Origin of the sequence: uncultured Marinobacter sp., assembly GCF_947488835.1 — a bacterium.
Taxonomy (GTDB): Bacteria; Pseudomonadota; Gammaproteobacteria; order Pseudomonadales; family Oleiphilaceae; genus Marinobacter.
Genome location: NZ_CANLBK010000003.1, coordinates 66,287 through 80,296 on the forward strand (window position 1 = coordinate 66,287; position 14,010 = coordinate 80,296).

General features: G+C 49.9%; 12 protein-coding genes. 5 read left to right on the forward strand and 7 right to left on the reverse strand.

The genetic code is table 11. The annotated features are described in order from the left end of the window. Positions 1 to 35: 35 nt before the first annotated feature. From Q0824_RS11845 to Q0824_RS11875, 7 genes are all read right to left on the reverse strand, one after another. Entirely contained in the window at positions 36 to 1,097 is a 1,062-nt protein-coding gene (locus Q0824_RS11845) for an alkene reductase (RefSeq protein WP_298450662.1), read from the reverse strand. 167 nt (positions 1,098 to 1,264) lie between these two features. Then, positions 1,265 to 1,693: a nuclear transport factor 2 family protein gene (locus Q0824_RS11850; RefSeq protein WP_298450665.1), complete on the reverse strand. Its 429-nt coding sequence runs from the start codon at positions 1,691 to 1,693 to the stop codon at positions 1,265 to 1,267. Positions 1,694 to 1,774: 81 nt separating this feature from the next. Next, positions 1,775 to 2,968 (reverse strand): ABC transporter substrate-binding protein, encoded by a 1,194-nt coding sequence (locus Q0824_RS11855; RefSeq protein ID WP_298450668.1) that lies wholly within the window; start codon positions 2,966 to 2,968, stop codon positions 1,775 to 1,777. 22 nt (positions 2,969 to 2,990) lie between these two features. Further along, complete coding sequence (locus tag Q0824_RS11860) at positions 2,991 to 4,295, reverse strand: DcaP family trimeric outer membrane transporter (RefSeq protein WP_298450671.1); 1,305 nt, start codon at positions 4,293 to 4,295, stop codon at positions 2,991 to 2,993. A 57-nt stretch (positions 4,296 to 4,352) separates the two neighbouring features. Continuing rightward, positions 4,353 to 5,006, reverse strand: coding sequence for an ABC transporter ATP-binding protein (locus tag Q0824_RS11865; RefSeq protein ID WP_298450674.1), 654 nt, complete (start codon positions 5,004 to 5,006; stop codon positions 4,353 to 4,355). Then, positions 4,993 to 6,816 carry an ATP-binding cassette domain-containing protein gene (locus Q0824_RS11870; RefSeq protein WP_298450677.1) on the reverse strand — a complete coding sequence of 608 codons (1,824 nt, stop codon included), beginning with the start codon at positions 6,814 to 6,816 and terminating at the stop codon, positions 4,993 to 4,995. The genes Q0824_RS11865 and Q0824_RS11870 overlap by 14 nt, the downstream gene beginning before the upstream one ends. 1 nt (position 6,817) lies before the next feature. Further along, positions 6,818 to 7,696, reverse strand: a complete 879-nt coding sequence (locus tag Q0824_RS11875; RefSeq protein WP_298450679.1) for a branched-chain amino acid ABC transporter permease — start codon at positions 7,694 to 7,696, stop codon at positions 6,818 to 6,820. 798 nt (positions 7,697 to 8,494) lie between these two features. Between Q0824_RS11875 and Q0824_RS11880 the strand changes: the two genes are divergently transcribed. From Q0824_RS11880 to dctP, 5 genes are read left to right on the forward strand one after another with little or no spacing between them, the layout of a single operon-like run. Continuing rightward, a complete protein-coding gene (locus tag Q0824_RS11880) occupies positions 8,495 to 9,598 on the forward strand; it encodes a hypothetical protein (protein ID WP_298450682.1) in 1,104 nt (367 codons plus the stop codon). Continuing rightward, entirely contained in the window at positions 9,598 to 11,112 is a 1,515-nt protein-coding gene (locus Q0824_RS11885; RefSeq protein ID WP_298450685.1) for an AMP-binding protein, read from the forward strand. Before Q0824_RS11880 ends, Q0824_RS11885 begins: the two co-directional genes overlap by 1 nt. Before the next feature lie 36 nt (positions 11,113 to 11,148). Next, a complete protein-coding gene (locus Q0824_RS11890) occupies positions 11,149 to 11,664 on the forward strand; it encodes a TRAP transporter small permease (protein ID WP_298450688.1) in 516 nt (171 codons plus the stop codon). Continuing rightward, positions 11,661 to 12,950, forward strand: coding sequence for a TRAP transporter large permease subunit (locus Q0824_RS11895; RefSeq protein ID WP_298450691.1), 1,290 nt, complete (start codon positions 11,661 to 11,663; stop codon positions 12,948 to 12,950). Before Q0824_RS11890 ends, Q0824_RS11895 begins: the two co-directional genes overlap by 4 nt. Before the next feature lie 34 nt (positions 12,951 to 12,984). Beyond that, positions 12,985 to 13,971: a TRAP transporter substrate-binding protein DctP gene (dctP, locus tag Q0824_RS11900; RefSeq protein ID WP_298450694.1), complete on the forward strand. Its 987-nt coding sequence runs from the start codon at positions 12,985 to 12,987 to the stop codon at positions 13,969 to 13,971. Positions 13,972 to 14,010: the final 39 nt, after the last annotated feature.

A 14,010-nucleotide genomic window follows, 5' to 3' on the forward strand; every position in this document is an offset into this window, starting at 1 on the left:
GTCAGTACATTTAAATTTTAAACCAACGCGAAATTTCAGGAAAAAGCAGGGTAATCGGTGTAGCCAGCAGGGCCTGGGGTATACACATTACTCTTATCGAAGTCTGCTAATACATGGTCGTTCGCAAAACGGCTTACCAAGTCTGGATTGGCAATGAAATATCGGCCAAACGACACAGCGCTGCCAACACCGTTTTCCATTGCAGCCTTTGCCTGACTGAGATCAAAGCTATCATTCAAAATCAATTGTGTATTGGCATGCTCTTTGGCAAGTTCAAACACATCCAGACCTGGCTTATGGGGGTTCATCATGTGCAGGTAAGCAAGATCCAAGTGCGATACGGCCTTCATCAAGGCAACAGCAGTTGCGACCGGATCCTCATCTTTAATGTCATTGAATGGGTTGCCTAGTCTCATTCTGTAACCCACACGACCAGCACCAATAGCTTGCGCCATGGCGGAAATAATCTCTGCTGGGAAGCGGACACGGTTCTCTACGCTACCACCATACTGGTCGCTTCTCTGGTTAGAGCCAGAAGCCATGAACTGCATCGGGAGATACCCACTCGTGCAGTGCAACTCAACACCATCAAAGCCCGCACGCCTGGCATTTTGTGCAGCTGTGACATGCTCATCAATCACAGATTGAACTTCCGCTGTACTCAGTTCGCGGGGCACATCAGGCGCAACCATTCCCTGGCTGTCGGTAAACAGCTTGATTTCAGCCTGCACCGGCGAGGGTGCAACCGTTTCAGCACCTTCGGGCTTGTTGTAATGGGTTGCCACTCTGCCTACGTGCATGAGCTGGAGAACTATCTTACCTCCGGCCGCATGAACAGCCTGGGTTACTTTAGCCCAGGCGGCTATCTGCTCCTCGCTGTAAATGCCTGGTGTTCGGCAATAGCCAGTGCCAACAGCAGAGGTTGCTGTACCTTCAGCTACGATCAGCCCTGCAGACGCACGCTGGGCGTAATAGTCGACCATTATGTCTGTTGGCACATGATCAGCAGTAGCGCGACTTCTGGTCATTGGTGCCATGACCACTCTGTTAGCGAGTTTCAAGTCTCCCAGCTCTACAGGACTTAATAACTTACTCATACATTCATACCTCAATCTTGATGTACACACTCTTGTGGAGTTTTATCGTCGCGCACTCCGCCATTAATCGTGACGCTATACCAAGCATCATCTGCACTGGAGCGATCAACAGCATCGTCTAACCGGACTAAAACGGTAAGCAGTACGGACGCGCTAAATCTATGCGCCTATACTGTTTTTGGTGCCAAAAGCGTATTTTCGCGACACTTCACCTTCCACCCTGAATCCGTTCTCACAAACAGCCAGGAATTATCTGAAACCCTATCGATTTCAAAGTTGCCAGCAGAATATTTAATCAACAGCGTATTGCTGCGCACACGCGCCTCATCGCCGGTCACGATTGTTTGGGGCGGGCCCATAAAGTGCAGGCAACCGGCAGAGACGTATGATTGGTGGAGATCGCTCTGTACCATCTCCTTTAGGGCTTCACGGCCAGCCCATCGACCAACACCGTGAACAATATATTCTCCATCCTCTGTCCAGAGGTCCGCTACGGCATCTCCATCACAAGCATCCACGTGAAACCCGTAACTCACTATCAGGTTATTAATTTCCAAAATATCCTGTGCATTGCGCCCACTATTTTTGTTCCCCATCGCCACACGCCCCGACATTTACAGAAAAAAAAGGCGCACTAATGTGCGCCAAAATGCAAAACAACTCTCAAGCAGATCTAATCAATCACACGAATATCTTCTGAAGGTTTTATCCTCTCGCGGGCTATGCATTTCCTGACCAAGGATCAGACTGTCCGGGCCAAACATGAAATGGGTATCTTTCGAAGCGCCGAACTGGGCATACATATTCTCTACCCCGGAGCTCTCGGTTTCGATCCAATTCGCGAGTACTTCGGCATCTAAAGATTTTGTGTTTTCAATAGCGGCCTTCAGAAGGTAAACCGATGAGTAGTAGAACGAAGTTGTTCCCACTGGAGCCTTCTCCGGGTCGATACCCCGCTCCTTATAACGCTCATAAAATTGTGCGTATAGGGATTTCCCTAGCTCATCACCTGGACAATAAGAAAACTCAGGGAAAATTACACCATAGACGTTATCAAAATAGCTGCCCGGAACGCTTTTCCCTATAGACTCCGCGTAGGAAGCCATAGACATAGCGCCAACTACCGGAACGTCCCAGCCTATGTTTTCCCGATTTTCAAGAAACGTACGAAGATCCCCAGGAGTCCCTATAAAGTAGAGAATAACGTCAGGTTTCTTTTCTCTCAGCGACAGCAACTGAGGCGTAACATCATCCGTGTTGTACTGGTATTCCTCAACTCCTACAGCTTCCACCCCCCTCTCTTCAAGACGCTTCTTCATCGCCCCAACCGCGGTACGTGATTGCCCACCATTATCAACCAGGATGGCTGGCCGCTTGGCATTAAGTTCATCCAGGGCGCCATTTACCATCGCAATCCCTTGGCCTTCCGCGTTAGCGATGATCGAAAAATGGTAGGGACCAACTTCAGGGGTCAGTTCCAAACTGCCCGCAGAACTAATTTGAAGAAGCTTTGAACGCGTTGCGAGAGGCACTACAGCGCCCGTTTCCTGGCTGATCGCCGGCCCGATCAAGGCATCAATCTTCTCACGATGAACCAGACGCATAACCTCGCTAACGGCAGTGGACGGGTTCGTTTGAGTGTCAGCCAACACAAGGCGCATTGGTGTATCAAGCACCCCACCACTGGCATTAATCTCTTCTACTGCCATTTTGGTGCCTTCCGCAAAGGCCTCGCCTATGACGCTGCCAGCACCTGTCATCGAGATCAGCCCGCCAACAATAACCTCATCCTTCTCCAAAGCATAAATACTCGAAGAAGCAATCAGTCCGGACAACAGCAAAGCTGATTTCAGAGTTCTTTTAATGAACATATATCGCACTCCTTATCTCGAATTAGAACTTGTACATGGATGTTAGATACACACGTTGGCCGCTACCTTCATCACCATCGTCGTTCTCAATTTCAGCGTACTGGTACTCAATCGCAAGAGTCGCGTTGGGCATTGGATTCCACATCAAATTCGAGAAGAAGCTCTTACTAGAACTCACGGTTTGACCGTGAGGAGCGGTGTTCTCCGGAATGTCAACCTCCTTCATCCCGAGGTTAAACGTAGATGTCCAATTTGGCTTCCAGGCTTGCGTGTAACCAATATTGATTCCGTATGCTTTTACCTTATACAGCTCATCATTCTCAAGAATGGCCGAGCTGGTGTTTTGCTGGGTGATATAGTTGTTTGCACCATCAGAGTAGGTGCCTGAGTAATACACATTACTCCTACCCACCGTCGAGAACTTACCTTGGTAAGTCAGCGCATATCCAAAGACCGAATCGCGTTCGCCAGGCAGGCCGGTATCGTATGTTAACTTGCGACCTATCGCCGAGAACGACTGGCGGAACCAGTCATTTGAGTACGTATAGCGAGTCACCAGCTCAAAACTTTCATCGATTGCATTGGTACTGATGTTGCTCGTTCCAGCACCAAAGCTCACGCCGTCAGCTCCGTAGAAGTCCTGAACCGACTGTTCAAGTGCAAATGAAAGGGCGTGATTGTCTGAAGGTTTGTGGGTGTAACGAATTTGAGGGACACGTGCCACAGCGGGCAAGCCAACTGGACCGCCAAGATCCAATAACCAAGGCGCAGATCCCAAGTCAGTCGAGTTCGACCAGTACTGACCTATAAGTAGAGGGCCAACTTCCACAATGGCATGTCTAAGGCGAAGCGATACTGCGTTTGTAGACAGCTTGCTACCTCCCGTTCCATAGAAGTCTGTTTCGATCAGCGTGCGTACGTTGCCAAACTTAGACGGCGTAATTGTCTCAAATCCAAGACGGCTTGCCCGGGCATCAAATTCGAGCTGCCCGGAACGCTCCGCCTGGGGGGTTCCATCCCACGCCACACCACCATAACCAGGGTTGAACGCGCCAGTAACCGCCTGAGAGGCACCAAACCCGCTGTCAATGCTGTAAACAACCTGAGCCCGGGCTACACCATAAAGCCGCAAATCTGTATCCGTTCCAGGAATCGGGATAAAACCGGCCCTACCAGAAGCGCGCGGAGTATTTTCTTTTAATTCCTGGAGCTCGGATTTCAGCTCATTAACCTGCACCTCCAGGTCAGCAAGATTATCCGCCATAGTCATCGGAGACAGCAGCAACAGCGAAGCGGATAGAGGTACAAAGTGTTTTATTTTTATCATCAATAGACTCCAGTCTTTCTTATTTATTTATAAGATAAAATATCAACGAAATCACACTCACTTATTGTTCTTAAGCTCTCCTCGTTCCATTATCAGATAGCGGTCCGCATAAGGTTCCGCAATATGAATATGCTGTTCGACAATCACAATTGCGGGCCCTTTCGTGGACCACTGTTTAAGAAAATCTAAAATTGGTGGTAAAAGAGCTTGAGCTAGGCCTAAAGATGGCTCATCACAGAGTAATAGTTTTGGCTTGGCCACAAATGCTTGTCCTAATGCAAGCATTTGCTGCTGCCCTCCGCTCAAATCTCGAGCGAAATCTTTCTGTTTGTCAGAGAGAATGGGGAACATATCAAACACTTCTTTTACCGACGCATTAAAATCCTCTGACGATTTCTTATGTGCAGCGGCTCCCAACCTCAAATTATCGTAAACAGAAATATTTGGAAAAACTCGATGACCATCAAGAATAAGCCGAAGCCCAAGTCTTGATATCTTATCCGGAGCCTCGCCTGCTATATCAACGCCGTTAAAAACAACACTTCCTGAGGTGGGCTCTACAAACCCTGCAATGGTCTGTAACAGCGTTGTTTTACCGGCGCCATTTTCACCACCGATTAATACAACCTCACCCTCAGATATATTAAGATCAACATCTCTTAGTACTGGAATGTTACCGTAACCTGAGCATAACCCTTTAACCTTTAGCATGATGCGACTCCACAAACAGGTGCTGCACGTTTTCGTTTCTTGAAACAACATCAGGATCATCAGTAACTACATGCTTGCCTGCTTCTAGCACCGTAATCCTATCGGCAACGTCCCAAATAAGATCAATATCATGCTCAACCAATACGATTGTTTTTCCGTACTTTTCTGACAGAGTTCTTATCAACGCTTTAAATTCGCGTCTTTCTGTCGTCGATAACCCTGCAGCCGGCTCATCCAACATGATTATTCCAGCATCCTTCAAAACAATTCTCATAACTTCCAGAAGTCGCCGCTGCCCATGAGGAACCAATTCGATATCATTGCCCTCCAAATTAGTTCTTGTTTCTTTTAGCGTGCTTTCGAACAACTTTTTATCCGGGCTTGCGTCCAGACCTACTTCCAAGTTCTTCCATACATCGATAGCACCGAATATTCTTGGAGTTTGAAAAGTTCGCCCTAGTCCAAGCTTAGATATTCGATAGGGTTTCATTCCAACAGTCGACGTTCCATTAATGATGATTTCGCCAGAGTCTGGATGAACCAAGCCTGTCAGAATATTAAGAAGTGTTGTCTTACCCGAGCCATTAGCTCCAATAAGCGCGTGAACAGTACCCTTCTTAACATTAAATGAGACATCGTCCACTGCTTTGACATGCCCAAAGGCCTTTGAAACCTTTTTTATTTCTATGACATTCCCGAGACTGCTTTCTGTTACTACAGACGTTGACGCTTTACTGTGTTTGCGCTGTTCCAAAGCATTAAGTATCACATCCGACGTAATGTTGAAGTCTCGCTCCTTACGGGTATAGGTTTTAATCTTCCGCACAAAGAAACCGACAACCCCCTCTGGAAATAGAGTTGCGACCAACAGCGTGATAGCACCATACGCAAGTAGTCGGTAATCAACGTATTCTGCAAGCAGCACGTTGGGAACCAGGTAAAGAACCAGAATCCCGACGAACGGCCCCAGGTACTCGCCTCTGCCGCCCACAATTACAGCGAAGAAAAATAGAATAGAGAGATCTACATGGAAGGCCGCAGGGGTCATGAAGCCTATGGCGGGGGCATATAGCGCACCGGCAATACCAGTTCCAAACGCCATTACAAAAAAAGCAATGAATCGCATCAAACCTGGGCTAATCCCCAGTGTCATAGCAGCTTCGGGGCTTTCAGAAGCTACCTGAAGCCGTCTGCCAAGTACTGTATTTTTAATGTAGTAATAAAACATTAGCGCTGATACAGCGAGAAGCCCGGATAAGAGAGCGATAAGCTTAACGTCGCCAATAACAGACTTCTCAAGAAATGTTACATAGCTTGCAAGCCCGTTAATGCCATTTGTGTACTTGTCAAACATCACCAGAATATCCGGGAATACCATCGCAACGGAAAAGGTAACAAAACCGAGATAGAACCCCTGAACTCGGAGTGCTGGCAACGCATACAGGCCGCCTACAACAGTGGCAGCCAGCGTACCAATTCCGGCAGCCACGAAATAAGGTAAATCATGCAAGTTCAAAGCAATGGCTGTCACATAAGCGCCAACACCAAAAATTGCACCACTACCAAATGAAAACTGCCCACCATCAAACAACAGAAAGTTCTGAAGAATAGCCACCGCAATGAAAATATTCACAACAACAAAAGCATTTGCGAGATATAAATCACTCGAAAATAGAGGAAAGAATGTTGTTACAAATATTATTACAAGACCAACATATATTTGAACAGGAAATGACCTTTTGCTAGATCTTTTGCGGCTTTCATTAACGGCAGCTGCAGAACCTAGTTTTTTTGTATTTACTGCACTCATATCACACCGTCCTCGCAGCAGTCCGACCAAACAGACCTTGAGGCCTGAGCATCAACACAAAAATAAGAATGGCCAAGGCTGTCAGAAGCTGGAACTCCCCACCCAAGGTAAACGCGGTCATCATGGAGATTGAGCCAAGCAGCAGACCACCCAATATAGATCCAGAGTTACTTCCAACCCCGCCTACTACCGCTGCAATAAATCCATTAATCACGTAATTAATGCCTGATTCAGCACCTATTACTAGTACTGGCGCAAGTGCATACCCAGCAGACCCTACAATCAGCCCACTTATACCGAAAGCAAGCAACTGAAGCTTCTTAACAGGCAAACCAGCTGACTTGGCCGAGTGTATATCCTGCGAAAGCGCACTTATTGAAAGTCCGAGCATGGTTTTTCTATAAAACCATTCCAGAATCACGTACCAGGCGAACATCAAGACAATAGCAATTAGTGATGTAATTGGTGTTTTGGCGCCAAATGCTTCAACTTTCCCAAAAGTAGGACTCACATATACTGTGGAGGCGCCTTGAAACATAAGAATTAGCGCTCCTATAATGACTGATGAAGCCATTGTAGAAACCAACCAGGACTGATAGCTGTCTTTTTTAGCTGAAACCCCAATAGTAACCATTCCCTGTATATAAAGTATTACTGACACTACTATTGCGGCCACTAACAGAAACAAGAACCAAGACAGAATTCCGCTCACATAATCGGTTAGAAAAGCTGCTGCCAGAGCACCTAAAATGAATATGTTGCCTTGGGCAAAGTTCAATACGCCGCTTGACTTATAAACGACGTTAAAACTCATGGCGATTATCGCGTAGATAGCACCAAGTGCTAAGCCACGTAGTAAGACGAGGAATATTTCATCCACAGCAGAATCTCCAGTCTTAGTATTTGGAATTGTTTTTCACATTAGTGACGACATTACTAGCGAGCTTGAGGGTGCACATGATCCGAACGGACTAGAGGCGGCATGATGTGCAAATATAGAAAGGATGGAGCGCTCTACGTCTCAGGCCATAGCAACATGACTGTTCCTGCCCTCTGAGCGCATAGCCTGTCAGCAGGTCTTCCCCCATAGACCTATACACACTCTTTGAACGGCCTGATCTGGGAAAACACTATCAACCGGAGCTAGGTGCACTATCACATGCTAGATCGCAAGGGGCCTGGCTGTTGTCAATAAAATTGAGCGCGCATCCTAACACAGAGCTAGGCCTCTGGTTTGTTAATAGCTTTCTCGTAAGTTGCTCACAAAGCATAACAAAATATGCCTAGATCTCGATTAGAAGCCCGCTGCCTTTGATACTCCGCATCTGCGCGATATTGGGTTCGCTCGATCAAAGGCGCCGTATGATTACTTAGAGGCATGAAGACTACTTCGCTATGCTTTCGTTCTATTGATTTTCAGCCGTGGCCGTTCGAAACAAGCATCCATTGAGCACCTTGTACTGCAGTGAACACCCAATCTCAGACAGTCTTTTAAGTCCCTCCTCCACCCGCAGCAGCCAGAAAACTCTAATCAGCGGCGCAACTGCAACAAGGCTGCTTACACCACCCTCTCCTGACCGCGACCCAGCCGCACCCCACACCTAGACTAAGGTCTAATATTAACAGTTGGGGCACCAATGGTTTGATTTGGCATACCAAATAATAAAAAGGAAATACCATGAACCTCATGCAACATTTTGTTTGTGGGCATATTGCACGCCTGGATTCGCTGGCACCCCACCTTGAGGGTGCCGGGCTTTCCGTGACTACCTGGTCCACGCGCTTCCTTGAGCAGCCTGTAGTCCTTGTGCAGTCTGAAGATACTCCCAATAAAGGCGCGCTCGGCGCAGTCGAGATTGACCTGATCTGCTCCGCTTTCGCCTACGCTGCTGAAAAGCACTGGCCAGTTGTTCTATACCTGAATTCTTCTGGTGCACGGCTCAACGAGGGGGATGGGATTCAGGCCTCATTCCGAAAGCTTTTGAACGCTGCCCTTGTCTTCCGGTCCGAAGGTCACCGCATCGTGGTGTTAATGGGCAAGAACGTATTTGGCGGCGCCAGCCTGCTGGCAATGAGCGGACACACACGCATTTACAGCGAAGCAACCCGCGTTTCCATGACAGGCCCCCGGGTACTGGAGGGGCAGCCTGAAAATCAACCCCACGACATCCGCGCGATCATTGCCGCAAAGAGCCGTGTTCGAAACGACGCTTTCGGTGTGTGGTCGGAGAGCTTGGACGACGTTAAGGAGCACCTGCTTCACGCGCTCTCAAACCGAGACCCCGCGCCCGGGGGAGCAGAGCTAGTGAAAGCGTCGAATCTGCTTTTCGCCTCATCCCGAGTACAGGTAAGCCAATCCGGCATTAGATGCATAGACACTCACCCGCCCCATATCAACGATCTCCTGGCACTCATCTTGGCGGTGTCTAAATGGGATAGCTCGGTAGAGCTGGTAATTACCTGTGAATGGCTCTGCCACAGCCTCGATGCCGCTGACGAAAACGCATACCAAAGTTATTGGCTCTTTTCGGTGTCTGAAACCATCTACCGCAAGCAAAAAGAGGGCTGTCAGATCACCTGCCACTTTGCCAAGGATGTTTCGGGGGGGCTCTACATAGCGCTCGCTGCCGCGGTAACAGAGGTCACGGCGGCCTCAGGTGTAGGTGTGCAGGCTTTGCCTTATGGAATTGTCGATCAAATTGTCACATCGGCAACGGCCCGGAAAAAAGAAATTGAGCTCATTGAGCTGAAAATAATTGATCGAATCGAAGGACCTCAATAATGAACAAGAACTTCTTTAACAGAATCCTAGAATCCGCCATTCAAGCCGGTGCAAAGCCTTTCCTAGAGGGCCCGTCTGGGGAGGAATATTCCTACAACGACCTACTGGAAATTACCGCAAGATATGCTGAAAACCTTCGGCAGCTTGGCGTCCAGCCGGGTGACCGGGTCGCCGCCCAGATCCATAAAAGCCCGCAAGGATTCTTCCTGTATCTGGCCACTTTACGGGCCGGGGCTATCTTTGTGCCTTTGAATACAGCCTACAAAGCCCGGGAAATCGAGTATTTTCTGAGCGACAGCAAACCTGCGGTAATTTTCTGCTCCGAGGCCAGCGCCAAGGACAACCAAAAAGCGATTGAGGACCATGTTAAGTTTGGCTCAGCGACATTTAACGAGGTCGGCAATTGCGCTCTGCTGTCCACCGAGGTGGCTTGTGAGTCTGAGGCCGCGCCAGTGGAGCGAACGGGGTCTGATGTCGCCATCATTATTTACACCTCGGGAACCACCGGCCAGCCCAAAGGCGCGATGCTCACCCACGACAACCTCGCGTCGAACGGTCAATCACTAACAGAAGGCTGGAAGTTTACAGCCTCCGACGTACTTCTCCATGCCCTCCCCATATTCCACGCCCATGGTTTGTTTATCTCGACCCACTGCGTGCTCCTGTCGCAGAGCAAAATGATTTTCCTGGAGAAGTTCGATGCCAATGTGGTGCTGGAAAAGCTGCCGGAAAGCACCGTGATGATGGGCGTACCCACCTTCTATACTCGCCTGTTGTCCACCCCCGTATTTGATAGAGACGTTACCCGCTCGGTGCGCCTGTTCATCTCCGGTTCTGCACCATTGCTTGAGGAATCCAGCCAGCAGTTCCTGGAGCGGACCGGCCACGTGATCCTTGAACGCTACGGCATGACAGAATCCGCAATCATCACCAGTAACCCTTACGACAAAGAACGCAAGATCGGCTCGGTAGGCCTGCCAATCAAAGGCGTTGAAGTCCGGGTTACGGCCGAAGATGGATCCGTGGCCACGATTGGAGAAGTGGGCGGGATCGAGATCAAGGGACCGGCAGTGATGAAGGGCTACTGGAACAAGCCCGAGAAGACCGCCGAGGAGTTCACCGGTGATGGCTGGTTTAAAACCGGTGATCTTGGACGGCTGGACGACGAAGGTTACCTCTATATTGTGGGCCGCGGTAAAGACCTCGTCATCTCCGGTGGCTACAACGTGTATCCCAAAGAAGTGGAATTGGTTATCGACACCGTGCCGGGCGTAAAAGAATCGGCCGTTATCGGCGTGCCCCACCCTGACTTTGGCGAAGCTGTTGTCGCCGTGGTGGTGCTGGTCACCCCTACCGAGCAGATCTCTGAAAAAGTCATCAGCCTCTGCAAAGAAAACCTTGCCGGTTACAAGGTGCCGAAAGCAGTGAAGGTGGTTAACGAGTTACCTCGCAACGCCATGGGCAAAGTTGTCAAGGCCCAGTTGAGGGCGGATAACGCCGACCTCTTTAAGTGATGCCTCCAATAATACGCAAACAATAATGAGGTTTTTATGATTATAAGAACAATAGATAAGGCGGTAGGGAAAATTGGAGACTTAAGTTTCCAGCTCTCCCTGCTGGTGACTGTCTTCCTTGTTGTGGCGATTACCTGGGAAGTCGCCAACCGTTTTTTGTTCAGTACCTCCTCTGTTTGGGTGTCCGAGGTTTCCGGCTACCTGGTGGCATCCATCCTGTTCCTTGCCACTGGCCGGGTGTACCGGGAAGGTGGTCACGTGAGCATGTCGATTTTTCTCGACATGCTCTCTGGCGCGCCCAAGTTTGCCTTACTGGCACTGATTGATGTGCTGGTCCTGGGCCTGGCGCTCGTGGTCGGCTACGCCACCTACGACATGGCACTGCTCTCATACCAGCTCAATTGGCGGTCGTCGACCACGCTGGCAATGCCACTCTTTATTCCCCAAATGTTCATGCCAATTGGCGCTGCCGTTCTGGCCCTCGAGGCCATCAGGCTGCTCGTGCGTAACGTCTACGGTGTTTGCCGTGCAAGAAAAGGAGCACAGGCATGATGGTCCTGATTGTTATCGCATCCCTGCTGACCTTGCTCGCGCTCGGCACGCCAGTAGCATTCTCCTTGGGGATTTCAGCCCTACTGGGCATCGTTTATATCGGGGGCTTTAGTGCTTCGTTTGCGGTGTCTGACATCATCTGGGGAACCGTCTCTGAATTCGTTTTGGTCGCGATTCCCTTGTTTGTATTGATGAGCGAGATCATCAACAGCTCGGGCGTCGGCAAGGATCTTTTCCGGAGTGTGGATAAGTGGTTTGGCTGGATGCCAGGCGGGCTGGCCATCAGCACCATCGTTGCCGGAGCCATCTTTGGCGCCGTCAGCGGAACCGCTGTCGGTGTTGCGGCGGTGATCGGTAGCGTTGCCATTCCCGAGATGATGAAGCGTAACTACAGCAACGAGATGTCTTCGGGCACGGTAGCTGCCTCCAGTGGCTTGGGCATGATCATCCCGCCAAGCCTGCCGTTGATCATGTACGGCGTTGTTACCGAAACCTCAATTGCCGACCTGTTCTCGGGTGCCCTGATACCCGGAATCGTCATCGTATTGATGATGTGCGCGTACGTTGCATTTGTCTCCCTGAAGGAGCGCAAAAAAACGGGGCTTGTACGTGTCGAATCGACCGCTGACGAGCGCAAGGACCTGGGCTTTGGCAAATCGCTGGCCCTTGCCGGTCCGGTTATCTTTCTGATCGTTGTGGTGATTGGCAGTATCTATAACGGCATTGCTACCCCGACAGAGGCAGCCGCTATCGGGGTGTTTGGTGCCCTCGTGATCTCAGCTCTGAAAGGCTCACTATCCTTTAAAACCCTCTCGGTGGCGTTGGTCAAATCCACCAAGACCAACTGCATGCTGCTGGCTATCTTGGCCTTCGCCATGGTCTTCAGCTACGCCCTCAGCAATGCCCAGGTACCCCAGCAAGTTGCGGAAATTGTTATCTCGGCGGAACTCAACAAGTGGACCTTCTTATTTATCGTGATGGTAATGCTGTTCTTCTTGGGCATGCTGCTCGATGCCATATCCCTGGTGATCATTGCCGTGCCAATTATATTCCCGGCCATGCTTGCCTACGGTTTTGACCCCGTCTGGCTAGGTGTCGTGATCATGGTGAACATGTGCTTTGCTGTGATAACACCGCCAGTCGGCCTATGTCTTTACGTTGTACGAGATAGTGTTGCAGGGCTAACCTTATCCCAGGTTATCCGAGGCACCATCCCGTTCATCGTTCTGTACGCTGCAGCGATCGTCGTTCTATCGGTGTTCCCGTCGCTGACAGCATTTTATTAAGTGATCGATCTACAAAAACAATGAGGATGAACTAATGGCTCTAGGTAAATTTTTCTCACTCGTACTACTGGCTTCGGCCATCTCTGTCTCGGCTAACGCGAAGGAAGTTATTCGGCTGGGCCACTATTTCCCGGCAGATGATTTCCGCGGGAAAACGGCCCAGTACTTTGCGGACTCCCTGGACCCCAAGGCTTTCGATGTGAAGGTATTCCCCTCCGAATCCCTTGTTAAAGGCCGGGACGGATTTATGGCCACGGCCAGGGGCACGGTGGATGTCTACAGCCTGTTTGGCGGCTACGCGGTCGGCAGTGTGGATCTGATGCGGATCTTCACGACACCCTTCCCGCCCAAGTCGATGACCGATGCCAAGCTGCTGGAATTTGCCAACGACCCGCGCGTTCTCGATATTCTGGACAAGCAGTTTGAAAGATCGCAAGTCAAACTCCTGGGCTTTATAAACTCCTCCGGCGACACCACCGTGTTCATGTCCAACCAGGTTGAAGGCCTCAAGGGCTTCTCCGGCAAGCGGATTCGGGGTGTGGGCGGATACACCGATCCGGCACTGCAAGACCTTGGTGCTTCTGTGGTTTTCATGAGCGCGGCTGAGCAGTTCCTGCAACTTCAAACCGGCGGCGTTGACGGTGTAATCACCACCAACTCCTCCTACGCCAACCTTGGTTTAGCGGCGGTTGCTCCAGCTCGTTTGGATCGCTCCATCGTCCGCACTCCCTATGCCCTCGTGATGAACCTGCGCAAATGGAATCGTCTGAATGACTCTGAGCGCCAGGCGATTGAGGAGGGCGTTCAGAAAACCATCGACTGGTCCGCAGACAACTTTGCGGAGGAATCCAAACGCCTTGCTGGCCTGGTGGAAGCACAGTCCACATCCGTGATCGAGTTGAATAGTGAAGACGAGCAACGTGTTAACGCACTGTCTGCAAAGTACTTGAGCGAGTTTTCCAAATCCTACGGTAAAGATGCAGATCTGTTGGTCGAGATCTTTAACGAATACAATAAGTAGTCACTTTTGATGCCCCCTTTGGATTTAGCCCAAGGGGGC